This window comes from Sporosarcina sp. P3, assembly GCF_002743415.1.
In the GTDB taxonomy this organism is placed as follows: domain Bacteria; phylum Bacillota; class Bacilli; order Bacillales_A; family Planococcaceae; genus Sporosarcina; species Sporosarcina ureae_A.
The window spans coordinates 95123-113515 of record NZ_PDZE01000006.1 but is presented as its reverse complement, the minus strand read 5'-3'; the positions used below and the strand labels follow the sequence as shown (position 1 = coordinate 113515).

Annotated in this window: 19 protein-coding genes and 1 other annotated feature; of the genes, 17 read left to right on the top strand and 2 right to left on the bottom strand. The window is 41.1% G+C overall.

Going from position 1 to position 18393, the window contains the following annotated elements; all coding sequences use genetic code 11:
- The first annotated feature begins 94 nt into the window (after window positions 1-94).
- The 14 genes from hemA to CSV61_RS09400 all read left to right on the top strand — a co-directional run bounded on the left by hemA (window position 95) and on the right by CSV61_RS09400 (window position 14333).
- Complete coding sequence (hemA, locus tag CSV61_RS09470; protein ID WP_099639016.1) at window positions 95-1471, top strand: glutamyl-tRNA reductase; 1377 nt, start codon at window positions 95-97, stop codon at window positions 1469-1471.
- Between the two features lie 221 nt (window positions 1472-1692).
- On the top strand, window positions 1693-2523 hold the full coding sequence (gene ccsA, locus CSV61_RS09465; protein WP_099639015.1) for a cytochrome c biogenesis protein CcsA: 831 nt from the start codon (window positions 1693-1695) through the stop codon (window positions 2521-2523).
- A 15-nt stretch (window positions 2524-2538) separates the two neighbouring features.
- Window positions 2539-3468 (top strand): hydroxymethylbilane synthase, encoded by a 930-nt coding sequence (hemC, locus tag CSV61_RS09460; protein WP_099639014.1) that lies wholly within the window; start codon window positions 2539-2541, stop codon window positions 3466-3468.
- Window positions 3461-4225 (top strand): uroporphyrinogen-III synthase, encoded by a 765-nt coding sequence (locus tag CSV61_RS09455; protein ID WP_083031948.1) that lies wholly within the window; start codon window positions 3461-3463, stop codon window positions 4223-4225. The genes hemC and CSV61_RS09455 overlap by 8 nt, the downstream gene beginning before the upstream one ends.
- Window positions 4222-5202, top strand: a complete 981-nt coding sequence (hemB, locus tag CSV61_RS09450; RefSeq protein ID WP_083031946.1) for a porphobilinogen synthase — start codon at window positions 4222-4224, stop codon at window positions 5200-5202. Before CSV61_RS09455 ends, hemB begins: the two co-directional genes overlap by 4 nt.
- 1 nt (window position 5203) lies before the next feature.
- Window positions 5204-6499, top strand: a complete 1296-nt coding sequence (gene hemL, locus CSV61_RS09445) for a glutamate-1-semialdehyde 2,1-aminomutase (RefSeq protein ID WP_083031943.1) — start codon at window positions 5204-5206, stop codon at window positions 6497-6499.
- 165 nt (window positions 6500-6664) lie between these two features.
- Window positions 6665-7300: a hypothetical protein gene (locus CSV61_RS09440; RefSeq protein ID WP_099639013.1), complete on the top strand. Its 636-nt coding sequence runs from the start codon at window positions 6665-6667 to the stop codon at window positions 7298-7300.
- A 227-nt stretch (window positions 7301-7527) separates the two neighbouring features.
- Window positions 7528-7746, top strand: a binding site (T-box leader).
- Window positions 7747-7799: 53 nt separating this feature from the next.
- Window positions 7800-10445, top strand: coding sequence for a valine--tRNA ligase (locus tag CSV61_RS09430; RefSeq protein WP_099639012.1), 2646 nt, complete (start codon window positions 7800-7802; stop codon window positions 10443-10445).
- 208 nt (window positions 10446-10653) lie between these two features.
- Window positions 10654-11139, top strand: coding sequence for a GNAT family N-acetyltransferase (locus CSV61_RS09425; RefSeq protein WP_099639011.1), 486 nt, complete (start codon window positions 10654-10656; stop codon window positions 11137-11139).
- A 20-nt stretch (window positions 11140-11159) separates the two neighbouring features.
- On the top strand, window positions 11160-12191 hold the full coding sequence (locus tag CSV61_RS09420) for a S66 family peptidase (RefSeq protein WP_099639010.1): 1032 nt from the start codon (window positions 11160-11162) through the stop codon (window positions 12189-12191).
- Between the two features lie 4 nt (window positions 12192-12195).
- The gene (locus CSV61_RS09415) at window positions 12196-12807 is read left to right on the top strand and encodes a hypothetical protein (protein ID WP_143561084.1); all 612 of its coding nucleotides are present in this window, start codon (window positions 12196-12198) and stop codon (window positions 12805-12807) included.
- 45 nt (window positions 12808-12852) lie between these two features.
- Window positions 12853-13371 carry a GrpB family protein gene (locus CSV61_RS09410; protein WP_099639008.1) on the top strand — a complete coding sequence of 173 codons (519 nt, stop codon included), beginning with the start codon at window positions 12853-12855 and terminating at the stop codon, window positions 13369-13371.
- Window positions 13372-13452: 81 nt separating this feature from the next.
- Window positions 13453-13752: a hypothetical protein gene (locus tag CSV61_RS09405; RefSeq protein ID WP_369824346.1), complete on the top strand. Its 300-nt coding sequence runs from the start codon at window positions 13453-13455 to the stop codon at window positions 13750-13752.
- A 158-nt stretch (window positions 13753-13910) separates the two neighbouring features.
- Window positions 13911-14333, top strand: a complete 423-nt coding sequence (locus CSV61_RS09400; RefSeq protein ID WP_099639006.1) for a hypothetical protein — start codon at window positions 13911-13913, stop codon at window positions 14331-14333.
- Window positions 14334-14431: 98 nt separating this feature from the next.
- Here CSV61_RS09400 and CSV61_RS09395 read toward each other — a convergent pair whose 3' ends face one another.
- Window positions 14432-15220, bottom strand: a complete 789-nt coding sequence (locus CSV61_RS09395; RefSeq protein ID WP_099639005.1) for an ATP-grasp domain-containing protein — start codon at window positions 15218-15220, stop codon at window positions 14432-14434.
- The gene (locus tag CSV61_RS09390) at window positions 15217-16083 is read right to left on the bottom strand and encodes an ATP-grasp domain-containing protein (protein WP_099639004.1); all 867 of its coding nucleotides are present in this window, start codon (window positions 16081-16083) and stop codon (window positions 15217-15219) included. The genes CSV61_RS09395 and CSV61_RS09390 overlap by 4 nt, the downstream gene beginning before the upstream one ends.
- A 59-nt stretch (window positions 16084-16142) precedes the next feature.
- Between CSV61_RS09390 and CSV61_RS09385 the strand changes: the two genes are divergently transcribed.
- From CSV61_RS09385 to CSV61_RS09375, 3 genes are all read left to right on the top strand, one after another.
- Window positions 16143-17354, top strand: a complete 1212-nt coding sequence (locus CSV61_RS09385; RefSeq protein ID WP_099639003.1) for a bifunctional folylpolyglutamate synthase/dihydrofolate synthase — start codon at window positions 16143-16145, stop codon at window positions 17352-17354.
- A 107-nt stretch (window positions 17355-17461) separates the two neighbouring features.
- Window positions 17462-17902 carry a type II secretion system protein gene (locus CSV61_RS09380; protein ID WP_099639002.1) on the top strand — a complete coding sequence of 147 codons (441 nt, stop codon included), beginning with the start codon at window positions 17462-17464 and terminating at the stop codon, window positions 17900-17902.
- Between the two features lie 10 nt (window positions 17903-17912).
- Window positions 17913-18383 (top strand): prepilin-type N-terminal cleavage/methylation domain-containing protein, encoded by a 471-nt coding sequence (locus tag CSV61_RS09375; RefSeq protein WP_369824344.1) that lies wholly within the window; start codon window positions 17913-17915, stop codon window positions 18381-18383.
- Window positions 18384-18393: the final 10 nt, after the last annotated feature.

The window sequence follows — 18393 nt, the reverse complement described above, 5'->3', positions numbered from 1 at the left end:
GACTTCAAACGATGTTCACAATTGCGTTCCGACTAAAGCGCTATGTATGTTATAATGAATGTACGAAAAAGATTCCGAAAGGTGTGAGCACCTAATGTATACAGTCGTTGTCGGTGTTAACCACCGAACCGCTCCTGTCGAAATTAGAGAGAAGCTATCATTTGTTGAAGCTGATTTGCCACAAGCGATGCAAACATTGCAACAGCAAAAGAGTATTCTAGAAAACGTCATTATTTCTACTTGTAACCGCACAGAAATCTATGCGGTAGTAGATCAAATTCATACAGGACGATATTATATAAAAAAATTCCTTGCTGATTGGTTTTCTATTCCTATGGAGGAATTCTCCAGTCACTTGATTATTCATGAAGAAGATGGTGCAGTGGAACATTTATTACGTGTAACTGCAGGCATTGATTCCATGGTACTTGGTGAAACACAAATTTTAGGGCAAATTCGCAGCAGTTTTTTCGCTGCACAAAATATTGGTACGACAGGTACCGTATTCAATGAATTGTTCAAACAAGCGATTACGACAGCGAAAAGAGCACATACAGACACAGCAATCGGTGAAAATGCCGTGTCTGTTTCCTATGCAGCGGTAGAACTGGGTAGAAAGATTTTCGGTTCACTTAAGGATAAGCATATCGCCATTCTTGGTGCAGGTACGATGGGTGAATTAGCAGTGAAGAACTTGCAGGGAAGCGGTGTTGGAAAGATTACCGTAATCAATCGAACATTCTCTAAAGCAGAAATTCTCGCAGCGAAATTTAATGGTGAAGCGAAATCTATGCAAGAGTTGCAGTGTTTGTTACTCGAAGCAGATATTTTAATCAGTTCAACGGGCGCTACTGAATATGTCATCGATTATGAATTGATGGATTTTGTAGAGAGACTACGTAAAGGCAAGCCACTATTCATGGTGGACATTGCTGTGCCACGTGACCTTGATCCAAAAATCGGTGAATTGAATAGTGTATTCTTGTATGATATCGATGATCTTCAAGGTATTGTCGAAGCAAACCTGGCTGAACGTAAGCGGGCAGCTGACGAAATTGGTCTCATGATTGAACAAGAAGTAGTTGCGTTTAAAGAATGGTTAACAACACTAGGTGTCGTGCCGATGATTTCTGCACTTCGTAAGAAAGCAAGTCGTATTCAAAGTGAAACAATGGCCAGCATCGAAAACAAAATGCCGGATTTAACAGAACGTGAAAAGAAAGTTCTAAACAAGCATACTAAATCGATTATTAATCAATTATTAAAAGAACCTATTTTACAGGCTAAAGAATTATCTACTGATAAAAAGGCAGCAGAGAAACTCGCACTTTTTGAACAAATCTTTGGTATTGCCGAAGATGTCGTAACAGAAAAGGAACAGCTGGCATTACAAGCAAAAGAACGTCTTCAAAAACGTGCTGATCAAAAATCAGACGTTGCTGATATGACGAGCTTACATTATCAACACTAATCCCAGGTGGTTCTGTATCTGTCTTTCACAAGAACAGTACAGGCCCACTTTTTTAATGCAGTTAAATATGAAATATATGTTTAACTATTCACGATGTTAGGAAAACCATGCTTTCCACAGATGCAATTATTTGCAGTAACACCCTCTCATTTGAGACAATGAAGACGAACACTCCTTACTAGCACAAGAGAGGTTTTCGCTTGAAAGGCAGAGAATAGCATATGGTTGATTTAACCGTCGCAAGACTTCAGGAATTCATGATTGTTCTTTATGCCCTCGGTCTTGTTTTTTATTTTATTGATTACTTGAAGAAGTCAAAAATGATTCAACGCATTGCTTTTTGGCTCATCGTTACCGTATGGCTTACACAAACCGCGATTTTATCACTTTATATTATTCAGATGAAACGCTTTCCGGTATTATCGCTAGTTGAAGGAATTTATTTTTATGTGTGGTTACTGGTCACATTATCTATCGTGTTCCAGTTGATATATAAAGTGAATTTCATGGTGTTTTTCACAAATATCATCGGATTTGCTTTTTTAATGATTCATGTCTTTTCCAATTTGAAATACACAGCGTCCACTGTCGGTGATTCGCTCATTTCAGAAGTACTATTTGTTCATATTACGACAGCAATCCTCTCGTACGCAGTGTTCGCATTAGCTTTTGTTTTTGCTGTATTATATTTGATTGTATATAACGTACTGAAAAGTAAAAAGTTTGGAAAACGCTTTTCTAGTCTACCTAATTTGCATCAGACGATGATGGGGATGAAAATGTCGATCTATACTGGCATTCCGATACTATTCGTTAGTTTACTATTTGGAGTTCAGTGGGCATATGTAGCGCTTGAAAACTGGTCTCCATTTGATGTGAAAATTATGGGGTCATTTGCAATATTACTCATCTATTCTTCGGTTATTTATTTCAACTTTAAGGGAAAGCTTCAATCAATGGAGTTTGCCTGGATGACAATATTTGCATTTCTTTTAACGGTCATTAATTTCTTTTTGGGCAGTACGCTGTCACAATTTCATTTATGGGTATAAGAAAGGAAGAGTATTGTGAGAAAAATTATTGTAGGTTCACGTAGAAGTAAGCTAGCATTAACTCAAACGAAATGGTTCATTGAACAAATGAAGCAGGCAGGTGCCCCATTTAAATTTGAGATAAAAGAAATTGTGACGAAAGGCGATCAAATCTTGGACGTCATGTTGTCAAAAGTTGGCGGTAAAGGACTATTCGTAAAAGAAATTCAACAAGCATTATTTAATAAGGAAATCGATTTTGCCGTACATAGCATGAAAGATATGCCTGCGGTAATTCCTGACGGCTTGACAGTCGGCTGTATTCCTAAACGCGTAGATCCACGTGATGCGTACATTGCAAACGACCATGTTCGCTTCATGGACTTGCCAATCGGAGCGGTTGTTGGTACATCTAGTCTTCGTCGTAGTTCACAGCTATTGATGTTGCGTCCAGATATTGAAATTAAGTGGATTCGCGGGAACATTGATACACGTTTACGTAAACTACATGATGGTGAATTTGACGCAATTCTCTTAGCCGCTGCAGGGCTTAAGCGTATGGGCTGGGATGATAACATCGTCACAGAACACCTCTCGCTTGATGATTGTATTCCAGCAGTAGGGCAAGGTGCATTAGCGATTGAATGTCGTGAAGATGATACAGAATTACTAAATGAACTGGCAAAACTAACGGACGAGAAGACTTGGGTTGAATTACAGGCTGAGCGCACGTTCCTTAATGAAATGGATGGATCTTGCCAAGTACCTATTGGTGGATTTGCAACGTTTGATGGTAATGAAGTAGAGATGACTGGCTTCATCGCGTCTCCGGATGCAATTCAAGTGTTCCGCGAAACGGTGAAAGGAACAGATCCTGTCGCAGTTGGTAAAGAAGTCAGTAAAATTTTACGTGACCAAGGTGCTGCTGAAGTAATCAAGAAAGTGAAGGCGGAAATGGATGCGTGACGCATTACCGTTAGCAGGAGAAACGGTTATTTTCACCGGAACACCAAAGTCTACGGAAGCGGCCGAACTTGTGAAAAAGTACGGTGGCATTCCGGTTTCGATTCCGCTGATTGAAGTAGGAGAAATACAGAAGAAGGCTGATCAGCAAAAGTTGCAGCAAGCAATGAAAGCTGATTGGCTCATTTTTACGAGCCAATCAGCAGTTGCTGCGTTCCGTGCGAAGATGATACGGTTCAATGTAACGGCAGATACGTTTAACGGCAAAGTCGCAGCAGTCGGTACACGAACAGCGGCTGCGCTAGACCGACTTGGTTTTGCTGTATCTTTCATTCCAAGCGTGTTTAGTGCAGATGTTTTCGTCAAACAGTTTAATCCAAAAAAGTCAGAACGATTACATGTAGTCTTTTTGAAAGGTTCTCTCGCAGGAAGTTTGATTCGCGAGGAATTGCCGTTTCATGTATCGGAATGGACAGTCTATGAGACCAAGAGTGCAACGAGTGAGATAGATAAATTAAGTCGCTTTATACTTCATAAAAATCAGGTGTCCGTATTATTCGCAAGCCCTTCAGCGGTGGAAGTGTTCTCTTCACGTATTGCACCGAAAACGACGTGGTTTGGCTTTACGGTTTGCGCAATTGGCCATGTTACGGAACGTGCACTGTTAAAAGTAGGTGCGCCCGTTCACGTCAAACCTGAAACGTATACATTAGTCGAGCTAGTCCATGAACTGGCTAAACGAAAGGGAGAATTCAAATGAATCCAATAGAATTTAAGCGTCATCGTAGACTTCGTACACATCCGACCGTTAGAGCGATGGTGAGAGAGACGGAAATTAAGGCAGCGGATTTCATTTATCCTATCTTTGTTACAGAAGGCGAGAACGTACGTAATCCTATCGCTTCAATGCCGGGAGTAGATCAGTTCTCCATTGATTTATTATTAAAAGAAACGGATGAAGTAGTCGAATTAGGTATTTCTTCTATAATTTTATTTGGTATTCCTTCTGAGAAGGACGCAACTGGTTCCGAAGCGTATGATGATGAAGGAATCATCCAGCGTGCAACACGGGCAGTGAAAGAACGTCATCCACAATTAGTCGTAGTAGCAGATACTTGCCTATGCGAGTATACAGATCACGGACATTGTGGCGTTATTCATGACAACGATGTAGATAATGATGCAAGCCTCGTATTACTTGCCAAGACAGCCGTCAGTCAAGCGAAAGCGGGAGCTGATATTATTGCGCCATCCAATATGATGGATGGCTTTGTGGCAGTTATTCGTCAAGCGCTAGATGATGCGGGGTTCCAAAACATTCCGATCATGTCATATGCAGTTAAATATGCATCAGCTTATTACGGTCCATTCCGTGAAGCAGCGCAATCCACACCACAATTTGGTGATCGTAAAACGTATCAAATGGATCCAGCAAACCGCATGGAAGCTATGCGTGAGGCGGAATCCGATATCGTTGAAGGTGCAGACTTCTTAATTGTTAAGCCGGCCTTGTCTTACCTTGATATCATTCGCGACGTGAAGAATCACGTATTATTGCCTGTCGTAGCGTATAATGTCAGTGGGGAATATGCTATGATCAAAGCCGCTGCATTAAACGGCTGGGTAGATGAGAAGAAAATTGTATTAGAGACGTTAACAAGTATGAAGCGTGCAGGCGCAGATATTATCATGACGTATCATGCAAAAGATGCCGCTCGCTGGTTGGAGGAGAAGTAATATGGGACAAAAAACATATACGAAATCTAAACAGGCATTCAAAGAGGCAGTGGAATTAATGCCAGGTGGCGTCAACTCACCAGTTCGTGGATTCAAATCAGTGAACATGGATCCAATCTTTATGGAAAGTGGTAAAGGTGCGATCATTAAGGATATCGATGGCAATGAATATATAGACTACATTCTATCTTGGGGTCCTCTAATCCTAGGTCACACGCACCCTGACGTAGTATCTGCAATTCAAAAAGTAGCTGAAACTGGTACAAGTTTCGGAGCACCTACTCTTCTAGAAAATGAATTGGCAGAGCTTGTAATCGACCGTGTACCTTCCATCGAAATGGTGCGTATGGTTTCTTCAGGTACAGAAGCAACGATGAGTGCACTTCGTTTAGCTCGAGGCTATACGAAGCGTAATAAAATTCTTAAATTCGAAGGTTGCTATCATGGACATGCGGATTCCTTGCTCATTAAAGCGGGATCGGGTGTTGCTACATTAGGATTACCTGATAGCCCTGGAGTACCTGAATCCATTGCGTCTAACACCATCACAGTTCCATATAACGACCTGGAAAGTGTCAAGCTGGCTATAAAAGAGTACGGAGACGACCTGGCTGCAATTATTGTAGAACCCGTTGCAGGAAACATGGGGGTTGTAGGACCGGATAGCGGCTTCCTTAAAGGTTTACGTGAGCTGACAGAAGAAAACGGTTCTTTACTGATCTTCGATGAAGTCATGACTGGATTCCGTGTAGGATATAAATGTGCACAAGGTCATTTCAACATCAAACCTGACCTTACATGTCTTGGTAAAGTAATCGGCGGCGGATTGCCTGTAGGAGCGTATGGCGGTTCCCGTAAGATTATGGAGCATGTAGCACCGGCAGGAACTATTTATCAGGCAGGGACATTGTCTGGTAACCCGTTAGCAATGACAGCGGGAATTGAAACGTTGAAAAAGTTGACTCCTAAAACATACGAACACTTCCTTAAGCTTGGCGATCAGTTGGAAGAAGGTTTCCGTGCAGCTGCGAAAGCTAATAATATTCCGCATACCGTCAACCGTGCTGGTTCGATGATCGGCTTCTTCTTTACGGATCAACGCGTTAATAACTACGATGCTGCGAAAACATCTGATTTGAAACTGTTCGCAGAATATTACCGTCTCATGGCGGAAGAAGGTATTTTATTACCGCCTTCCCAATTCGAAGGTATGTTCCTGTCAGCAGCACACACAGAAGAGCACATCGCGAAAACTGTGGAAGCATTCCATACAGTGTTTGAGAAACTGAAGCGATAATAATGAAACGCCAAGCAAATATATTTGCTTGGCGTTTTTTAATGAATAGTCAGGTAAAATGGTGCGGTAGCGATTATTTCATTCCCTATCTCCAGTAAACTCCGCTTCTAAACTCCTCCAATTTTTCATATAGTAGCCTGAGTTAAAAAAAGGAGTGAAGCGATAATGACGACGCATCAATGGACATTACAAGAGTCTTTTTATTTCCCTGCTGAGTATGGGGCATTTGCTGAATCGGCTGAAGTAAAGGTGACGCCAGGGTTTACGGAGGATCGTACAGAAGAAGCGATTCGTTTGCAAGGGATTTATCATATCGCAGCAAACGTTGTATTTGATGCAGACAAGCACGTAGAACTCACGGCTGAAGATTTATTGATTATTAATGACGTCGAAGTGGAGAACAATAAGGGATATTTTGAATATGCGGTGCCACTCAATGTAGATCTACCAGCTGAACTTGATGGGAACCTGCAACTTGAAGTGCAGGATGTTCAAGCTACAGCGCAGGAAGACGGCGGATTGAAACTAGAGTGGACGGTACAGTTGAAACGGGAACAACTCGTGCAAGAGCCTATACAGGAAACCGTTGCGGTCGAAGAAGAACCCGCATCACCGGAGTTCGTAGCTGCATCGACTTCCCATATGGAGTTTCTAGCAAATGCTGACCGTGCGGTAGAACAAGTAACTAATGAAATGGAAGACTTTCTCTTATACATCGCCGAGCTGGATGACGATGTAACGAGAAAGATCTTCCATTCAAATAATGTTTTTGTAGAAGCAGAAGGACAGAGCGGCGAGTAAGCAAAATAGTAAAAAGTCACCGGTCGTCGGAAGAATGAGTAACCGTATCAACTGAAACACGGTTAACGGGATGATACAGCCTTTACAGTAAAATCTCGTTTTCCGCAACCATGGCGGCAATAGATATGGGTTATAACCTTTTCGCATCGTTCACCATCCTTTCTTTATAGACTACTATTCAGTTGACGGACTCTACATGTTTCGCTTATAATAATGGGTATATGAATATAAATGCGAAGAGTAGGAAAGTACATGTGAACCGTTTTCTTTAGAGAGGGTACGATTGGTGGAACGTACCTGGAAACAACATATGGAAGTCCCCTATGAGCAGTTTCTGTGAAGTTGTAGTAGCAGGATCCGGTGAAGACCGTTACCAAATCATGAAGATGTAATGCTTTTTAGCGTTCATAAATAAAGGTGGTACCACGAGCTCCTTCGTCCTTTTACCGGGATGAGTGGAGCTTTTTTGTATCCCTTTTTATTTGAAGGAGGAACTGAAATGACTGATGAATTGACGATGCCGACTAAATACGATCCGCAGGCAGTTGAAAAAGGACGTTATGAATGGTGGCTTGAAGGAAAGTATTTTGAATCAGATGTAACAAGCGAAAAAGAACCGTATACGATTGTAATTCCACCACCTAACGTTACAGGGAAGCTTCACTTAGGGCACGCATGGGATACGACTTTACAAGATATGCTCATCCGCATGAAGCGTATGCAAGGTTACGACGCGTTGTGGTTGCCAGGAATGGACCACGCTGGAATTGCGACACAAGCAAGAGTAGAAGAGAAACTTCGCGCTGAAGGCAAAACACGTTATGATCTTGGCCGCGAAAACTTCGTACAAGAAACATGGAAATGGAAAGAAGAATACGCTAGCCATATCCGTTCACAATGGGCGAAACTTGGTCTGGCTCTCGATTACTCTCAAGAGCGTTTTACTTTGGATGAAGGGTTGTCAAAAGCGGTACGTGAAGTATTCGTTAAGTTGTATAAGAAAAAGCTGATCTATCGTGGTGAATACATCATCAACTGGGATCCTGCGACGAAGACAGCGATATCTGATATCGAAGTGATCCATAAAGATGTACAGGGTGCATTCTATCATATGCGCTACCCACTGGCTGATGGCACAGGCTCAATTGAAATCGCGACAACACGTCCTGAAACGATGCTCGGTGATACAGCTGTTGCGGTTCATCCGGATGACGAACGCTACCAGCATTTGATCGGCAAGATGGTTACATTACCGATTGTAGGACGTGAAATTCCGATCGTCGCGGACGACTACGTAGAAATGGACTTCGGAAGCGGTGCAGTAAAAATCACACCAGCCCATGACCCGAATGACTTTGAAATAGGTAACCGCCATAACTTGCCACGTGTATTGGTGATGAATGAAGACGGTACGATGAATAAATTTGCTGGCAAGTATGAAGGTATGGATCGTTTCGAATGCCGTAAGCAAATCGTCAAAGATTTGCAAGAGATGAATGTGCTATTTGAAATTGAAGATCATATGCACTCTGTTGGACACTCGGAACGAAGCGGTGCAGTAGTGGAGCCTTACCTTTCAACACAATGGTTCGTGAATATGCAGCCACTTGCCGAGCAAGCAATTAATCTTCAAAAAAATGAAGAAGAAAAAGTGACGTTTGTGCCTGAGCGTTTCGAGAAAACGTACTTGAGCTGGATGGAAAACGTTCATGACTGGTGTATTTCTCGTCAACTATGGTGGGGTCATCGAATTCCGGCGTGGTATCACAACACAACAGGGGAGATCTACGTTGGCCAGGAAGCACCGGCTGACACAGAAAACTGGACACAAGACAATGACGTATTGGATACTTGGTTCTCATCTGCACTATGGCCGTTCTCGACTATGGGCTGGCCAGATGTAGACAGCGAAACATTCAAAAAATATTACCCAACAGATGCCCTTGTTACAGGATATGATATTATCTTCTTTTGGGTGTCCCGCATGATTTTCCAAGCACTTGAATTTACGGAAGAGCGTCCATTCAAAGATGTCTTGATCCACGGATTAGTACGTGCGGAGGACGGGCGAAAAATGTCTAAATCTCTTGGCAACGGTGTAGATCCAATGGACGTAATTGAGCAATATGGTGCAGACGCATTACGTTACTTCCTAGCAACAGGTTCTTCACCAGGACAAGATCTACGTTACTCTACAGAAAAAGTAGAAGCAATCTGGAACTTTGCCAATAAAATTTGGAATGCTTCCCGTTTCGCATTAATGAATATGGACGGTATGAAGTATGAAGAAATCGATCTCTCAGGAAAGAAATCTGTTGCAGATGCATGGATCTTAACTCGTCTGAATGAAACGATTGAATCGGTAACCAGCTTAGCTGACCGTTATGAGTTCGGTGAAATGGGCCGCGCGCTATATAACTTCATTTGGGATGACTTCTGTGACTGGTATATCGAAATGGCGAAATTGCCACTATACGGTGAAGACGAAGCAGCGAAAAAAATGACGCGTTCGGTTCTTGCACATGTCCTAGATCAAACGATGCGCTTATTACATCCATTAATGCCTTTCATTACAGAAGAGATTTGGCAGAACCTTCCGCATGAAGGAGAGTCGATCACTGTAGCGAAGTGGCCTGAAGTAGATGCAGCCATGATGGACAAGTCTCGCGCTTCTGATATGAAATTGTTGATGGATATTATTAAATCCGTACGAAATATCCGTGCGGAAGTGAATACACCGATGAGCCGTAAAGTCGATTTGTATATTTCGGCGAAGGATGAGAAGACAGTGGCGGTATTGGAAGAGAACCGTAACTATCTTGTGCGTTTCTGTAATCCAGAAACGTTAACAATTGGTGTGAAAGTGAATGCGCCAGGTAAGACGATGTCAGCAGTCGTAACAGGGGCAGAGTTGTATTTGCCGCTTGAAGGATTGATTGATATTGAAGAAGAGTTGGCTCGTTTGACGAAAGAGCTTGGCAAGTGGCAAGGTGAAGTGAAGCGAGTTCAGGGCAAGTTATCAAATGAACGCTTTACTGCTAAAGCTCCTGAATCAGTTGTTGAAGAAGAACGTGCGAAAGAGAAGGATTATTTGGAGAAGTATGCGGCGGTTGAGCGTCGTATTGCGGAACTAAAAGAAATTTAAAAAGAATTTAAAGAAGTTGAAAGCCCATTCCGCAGCGTAATGCTGTCGGATGGGCTTTTTGGTTTGTAGTTGAGGAGGGGTTGTTCTTCGAAACAGACCCGTGTGCTATAGTCCCTCCAAATCTATAAACATATTTTAAGTATAGTATTCAATCAATTGAATGGGTATAATTGGAACCACAATATTATGAAAGTTAGGAGGGTGCTATATGGGTTTTTTAGTACGTGAGATGGTAAATGGAGATATCGAGAAGGTTCAAGATATTGCTAGGGAGAGTTGGCATGCTACGTATGAAGGGATTATTCCTCGTACGATTCAAGACTGCTTTTTGGATGCGGCTTACGATACGTCTATGATGGATACGCGTCTACAAAATTCTAATCTATTTGTTGCAGTTCTCGATCATGAAGTGGTCGGGTTTGCTGATTTTTCATCGGTAGATGGAGACGGCACATCCGAACTGCGTGCTATTTATCTTTATCCAGATCAACAAGGGAAGGGAATGGGTTCGGCTCTTATACAAAAAGGAATTGAAGTTCTTGGAGATATAAAAGAAATTATGGTCGAAGTAGAAAAGGAAAATCTAGTTGGGCGACAATTTTATGAAGCGAGAGGATTTAAGACAGTTAAAGAATACGATGATCACTTTGACGGTCATATGTTGAAAACGATCCAAATGAGATGGATTCTTTAAGTTTCAAAGGGGGAAAGTACATGTTAATGAAACCGAAGAAGTTGCAGCGTGGAGATCAGGTCGCGACAGTGAGTCCGTCATGGGGAGGTGCGGGTGAACCGGTAATCAGATGGCGTTATGAGCAAGGCGTAAAAAGATTGGAAGAGATATTCGGCTTAACTGTTGTACCGATGCCGAACAGTTTAAAAGGGGCCGACTTTCTCTATGCGAATCCGAAAGCTCGTGCTGAAGATTTGATGACTGCATTTAAGGACCCCGATATTAAAGGAATTGTTGCGAATATCGGAGGAGAGGACAGCATCCGCTTACTTCCATATATTGATTGTAGCGTAATACAAGAAAACCCGAAAATATTTATGGGATACTCCGACGTTACGATATCTCATCTATTTTGCCATAAAGCAGGTATTTCGTCTTTCTATGGACCAGCCATCTTAACTGATTTCGCGGAAAATATTGAAATGGATTCCTACACAGTTGAGATGGTGAACCGAACTCTCTTTTCCAATGAAATCATTGGTGAGATACCACCAGCTGAAAATTGGACAAGTGAGCGGTTGGAATGGATCGAGTCGAATAAAGATAAGAGACGTACAATGAATCAGAATACTGGATACGAACTCCTTCAAGGCACAGGTACTGTACAAGGAAGATTGATTGGCGGATGTATCGAAGTATTGGAATTTGCGAAAGGTACAGTGATTTGGCCTGAAGACGAGTATTGGAACGATAGTATACTATTCTTTGAAACCTCAGAGGAGAAGCCTGATCCTAATTTCATTCGTTACTGGTTGCGAAATTATGCAGCGCAAGGAATCTTACAGAAAGCGAATGGGATTATTTTCGGAAAACCGAAAGATGAGGAATACTTTGAGGAGTATAAAGAAGAGATTCTCCAAGTCATGAAAGAATATGGTTTGGAGCAACTACCTATTTTATATAATTTGAACTTTGGCCATACAGAACCTAAGTTTATATTACCATATGGGGCGTTGGCGGAGATAAATTGTGAACAAGAGACATTTTCGATTCTCGAGAGTGGCGTTCAGTAGAATAATGAGAGACGAGGTGTTTTACATTTTTACAGATCAACAATTACGCATGCTCATTGAAGGGAAGGTTATTGGAGATAGTTTTCCTTATGACCGCAGTGATGAAGAAGAAACTTTGGCGCATATCAATCGGCTGTTCTATCGAATCAATCGCATCTACAATGTAGTCTGCGAAGCGGAATGGAATCATTTCGGCAGTGGCTATGCTTCCTTTGTAGAGTTCTTTTGTTATTGGAAAAAAGATTGTATCGTTGTGGAAGAAATAAATGGAATGCGTGAGATAGAGATAAGAGGTATTCTACTCGATATAAGTCGTCTAGCACCTGTCGCTATAATGGGAGAAGACGTTAGGTATAAAACTATTCGTATAGAAACGAATGAGGAAGTGACCAGTGGCCACGGTTCAATTCTTGATGCTCCTATTTCGTTAATTGTTGGTAGGGAATTGAAAACACTAGCGGCAGAATTACAAAATGCATTAGAGGAGTTTGATTACAAGCGATTGACTGCAAATGAAATGAGTACACCGCTATCGTTTAAAACAAAAATCCCAACGACTTATCGCAATGAGCACCAATATCTAGTGTTGGATGCCATCTTTTATTGGGAGGATTAACAAAATAGTTAAACGTTGTTCAGTAAAATGAGAGGGAGGCACGATATGAAAGTGGAAGTAGTGGAATACGATAATAAATGGCCAGAGTTGTTTAAAAACGAATCTCAAAAGATCGCCAAGATTTTTAAAGATGAATTAGTGCATATTCATCATATTGGCAGTACATCTGTAGAAGGACTACCAGCAAAACCAATTGTCGATATAATGCCCATAGTGAAAAGCATTGAAAATGTAGACGCGTTTACTATGGAAATGAATGAAATCGGTTATGAAGCACTTGGAGAATTCGGTATGAAGGGAAGACGTTTTTTTAGAAAAGGTGAACAAACTCGAACGCATCACATCCATGTGTTTGAAAAGGGCAATTCATACGATATTGCTCGTCACGTAGCGGTTAGAGATTATCTTCGTTTTCATCCTGAGGAGAGTAAGCTTTACGGTGACTTGAAAACGAAGCTGGCTGTCATGTTTCCGGAAGACATAGAATCCTATATTGAAGGAAAAGATTTGTTTGTGAAGGAATTGGAGCGAAAAGCACGGAGTTGGTACGGTGCCAAAGAATAATGTGAATGAAGAACTCAACTAACACTTTACATAATATAATTATAGGTTCAAACAGAAAAGAGTGTAGTCATGCAAGCAATTATTGAAGTCTTGGGTATTGTATTACCGATTATAATAGCGGGTCTAATTGTGGTATTTGTCATTAAGAGACTCGATCAGAAAACGAAGCAAGGTGCGTTGCCTAAGAAAAAATCGACGAGTGCTCAGACATTGTTGGATAGTTTGATACCTCTTGGAATGTTGATGGGTTGTATACTTGGTTTATTCATTAGTATGATTTCTTCTATTTCGTTAGGGTTTGCCTTTAGTCTAGGTGCTTCGTTCGGTCTATTAGGTGGATATTTTGCCTATGAGAGGTATGGTAATAAAGAAGAGAGATAAGTGTATAAGAGTAGAAAAGAGGGTTTCTTTATGATGAAGAAAGTAGTGTCATCACTAGTAGCCGTACTCCTAGTAGAATCGATAACTTGTAGTAAGACAGTTTCGTAAATGGATATTAGGGTGAATTACGTGAAGAGAAATTGAAAGGATTCGTGATTATGGAATATACATTAAAAGATAGAAGTTTTGAGTTTAGCGAAACAGAAGTAAAACACGAAGTATTCAACATGGGAGAATTAGAGGATGGCCTTTTTGAAATTGAATTTAAACTAACCTTCTCGTATGGATTCTTAAATTATTCACATAATTTTGTTTGGATAAATCAAGATATCGAAACATTGCTAGAACAATTGAAGATAATGGATGAAACGACTAATGGAACTCTTAGTGTACTTAATCCAGGAATTTCTTTCGCTTATTCACAAGACCCTCATGATGAATATTTTTATGAGTTTACGGTTTTCATGGATACTGGTTATATAAATTCCCATATGGGAACTGAATCGAAACTTGGTATTACTCTATCAGTTTCCCGTGAAGATATTAAAAATTGGATAGTCGCTTTTCTAAGGACTAGTTAAGAAACTGCCCAATACTTTGCTTCTTTTATGGAGGCAATGTATTGGGCGGTTCACCTGCCGAAGTGATACAAAACACCTCGTAATATAGCCTTTTCTCATCAAAATTCATCATCGAAATGATATTTAATATACTCCAATAATTTCTTTGCTACGGAAAACTCGTGTGTTTGATACAGTGAGCGAGCACCAACTGGATCTTCGATTTCATTCAGCAACCAGCCACCTGCAATGGGAAGTATGAAATCTATGCCGATATAGTCGCTTGAAATTGCCTGGGAAATCGTTTGTACTTGTTTCAGTTCGATATTGTTCAATGTGTATTTCTCCACAGTGCCGCCTAATGTGTAATTGGATTTGAATGAATCTTTTGCACCTGTTCGTTTTACAGCACCTAACACTTCATTGCCGAGCATGAATACACGGACATCTGTTGCATTTGATTCTATGAAAGGCTGCGCGATTAGTTCAGTGTGATCGAATCGGTTTAAAACATTTTCAATTTGTTGCGTAGATTCACAGAGAAACACTTCGCTCCCACCATGACCTCCGCGTGTTTTCAGTACAAAAGGCAATGTAGGAAGTGGATCTGCTCGGAATGTGGGCACTGTGGGAATGCCGAGTAGAGTAGCAAGTTCAAATGTCCGTAATTTATCATTGGCGATTTTCTGCACTCTCGCTCGATTGAACATTCGATACCCCGCTCGTTCCAATTCCCAAGCTAATGAAGGGTCACGATCACGGAATAAAATGAAATCTAGCGGCTCGATAGGTGAATCAGTTATTAGCTGTAATTCAATACCTAGGTTGTTCGCTTCCTTCAAAAGATCGTCGATAAACGCATGGTTCCTCTTCGCTTCTACCTCATTATAGTAAACCGCGCCTTTCATTTAATCTTCTCCAAAATGTACGCGATCATGGCATCGGCTACGTTAATGCCGGTGACGTTCAAGAGGTTACGGATATGCGCTGCACCGTTCACTTCGCAAACGAGAGGCTGTTCATCCGGGCCGAATAACAAATCCACCCCCGCGAATTCAGCACCAACTGCTTTTGCAGCTTCCATCGCAAGGGTTTCTTGTGCGGGTGTCAATTCTACAACTTCAGCCACACCACCGTTCGTAATATTCGCTCGAAAATCTGTCTCCGAGTGACGATACATAGCCGCAATGATACGATCTCCCACGATATTGACGCGTAAATCCCGACCTCGACTGCTTTCAATAAATTCCTGGAATACATAATCGACACCGCGTAGTTCATGAACTTTCTCGTCAAACGCTTCCTTCGTCTCAATTAAATAGACTTTCATGCCAAATGAACCATGGCCTTCTTTAATAATCATCGGCAAGCCAAGTGTCTCCAGAACATGCTCGTAATAGCCGCTATGTGTTATCGTGAAATTCGGGTAGACTTTCGGTGCAATAATCGTCTTCGGCATCGCTACACCATGCTTCGCTAGCTCCAAATATTGCTTTGCTTTATTATCACATGTCTCAATTACTTCAGGATCATTGAAGACGGGAATACCCATATTTTTTAAATACGTCGCAAGCAATGTATCTTTATCAAGAAACACAACGAAATCAGGAGCATTGGCAATTTGGTTTTGCAGATCCATCAGTACTTCATAATTTTTCAGGATTTTCGCTGTCACTCCCGCACGTTCTGCCGCTTCTTGCACAAGTCGCGCCTGATCAGCGAATTTATCACTCGTCAAACTACCATTATAAATAACCCAACAACTTTTCAATCGAGACGCCACCTTTGCTATACTGTATATAATTCAATTTTAGCACAGGAGGAATTTCTATGATTCCAAAACTAGACGAATATAAAAAACAATTTGAACTAATGAGTGATGATTCAATAAAACCAGGGTTAGAAGCGATAGAAGAGGCATTGGCAAATGTGTTGAATCCAGAGAAAGAATTACGGATTATTCATGTGGCGGGGACGAACGGCAAAGGTTCAACGATTGCAGTAATGGAAGCGGTCCTGCGAGCGCATGGATTTGTAACGGGCGTATTTTCTTCACCTGCAATCCTCGACGTACATGATCAAATTCGAATCAATGGGAAACCGATTACACGAGAAGAGCTCGAGTATGTGTTTGAGGAAATGGAAGCAGCAGGATTAAGTGGCATGCTGACGGACTTTGAATTGCTGACAGTGGCGGCTTTTTTGGCGTTTCGTAACGCAGGGCCTGACTATGTTTTGCTTGAGACGGGAATGGGTGGCAGGTATGACAGTACGAATGTCGTGACGCCTTTAGTGTCAGTCATTACATCGATTGCGTTGGATCATATTGGATTTCTTGGGGATACAGTAGAGAAAATTGCTGAGCATAAAGCGGGGATTATTAAGCCATACAAACCTGTCGTTATCGGTGAGTTATCGGAAATTGTAACAGATGTGGTTTTATCAGAAGCTAAAGCCACTAAAAGTATGGTACGAGCTTATGGTAAAGATTTCACTATGCAGCAGGGAGATATCGAAACGTTCAGTGGCATGTCGACATTCGAAATCCCTGTCAGAAATATGAAGGGGCCACATCAGGCAATCAATCACGCAGTCGCACTCGAAGCATTACTGCAGGCGGGTGTTCCATTGCAACAGGAGAAAGTAGCCGAGGCAATTGCGCATGTCGAGTTGCCTTTCCGATTCCAGAAGATTGCTGGGAATGTGTATATTGACGGAGCACATAACCCTGCGGCGGCTACTATGTTGGTGCGTACGATCGAAGAGCAATTTCCAGGGGAAAAGGTTGATTGGATTGTCGGGATGTTGAATACGAAAGATTACGCAGAAACTTTGAAGATCTTGGCATCGCTCGCAAATAGTTTTACTTTCGTGGATTTTCCACATATACAAGCCGCGAAAGCTAAGGATTTGCAGGCGGTTTGTCCTATAGAAGCGAGCCGTGTAGTTTCATTTGAAGAAGTGGAATTGAAAAGTTCACAAAAATACATAAAAGTAGTCGTTGGCTCTCTTTACTTATTAAGTAGTTTAATGAGACAATAGACTTAATAGAGTGTGTTTTATAGACTTTTAGTTTTATAGTAAGGTATTTAGTTTTAGTTGGAATAGTAGAATATAAGGATAAATGTTAATGAGGAAGGAGCGACGTCATGAAGCGGAAAAATGAAAGAGGCTTTACGCTAGTGGAAATACTAGCTTCACTAACGATTCTTGGGATAGTTTTCATTAGCTTTATGACAATATTTCCTCAGATGAGTACTTTTAATTCGAAAACAGAAGCAAAGTTAGAAACGATAAATCTAGCAAAAAAAGAGTTGCTAGTTTGGAGGGAAAATCCATTACCTTTAGATAGGAATAGTGAATTAGAAATTATTAAAGAGGATTCTGTAACGAAGCCCTCACATATTATTTATGACTACAATTATAAGAAAGAACCTTCTTTCACATATCGTGTAACCTTAAAAAAGGAACCTGATTTGACTACGACACAAAAAGGGGAAGCCGAATTATTCCGAATTCATATTATCGTATTTAAAGAAGGACGTGAAGTTAGTGAAACCTTCGGCTACATGAAAAAAGAGAAGGAGTAGAGGAGGGCTTATTATCAAACATAATGAACAGGGAATGACACTTGTTGAGGTACTCGCTACACTCTTGTTGGTGACTTTAGTTACCGGTTTGATATGGACAACAATATCTATTAGCTCACGCTCTAATATTTTAGAAACAAACAAATTAAGACTACAGCAAGAAGGCAATTATATATCTACTGAAATATTGAGGATTCATCGTACCTGTAAAGAATACGATTTCGTCATTACACCTACTAATGTCAGCGTAGAAAATTGTGAAATTGAAAAAGCTCAGGAGAGTAAAACCTTTAATATTAGTCGAGATTTCATATACAGTGTTGGTGATCAAGTGATACCACCAGAAGGGGTTCGATATGATATTGAAGCAGCTACTGAAGACTTAGAGATTCAGGAATTTAAGATAACTGCTCCAGAAAATACTAAGTTAAGTATTACCTTTCCACTAATAGCTTCTAGATATAAAAGTTCTTCCTGGTGAAAGGATGATA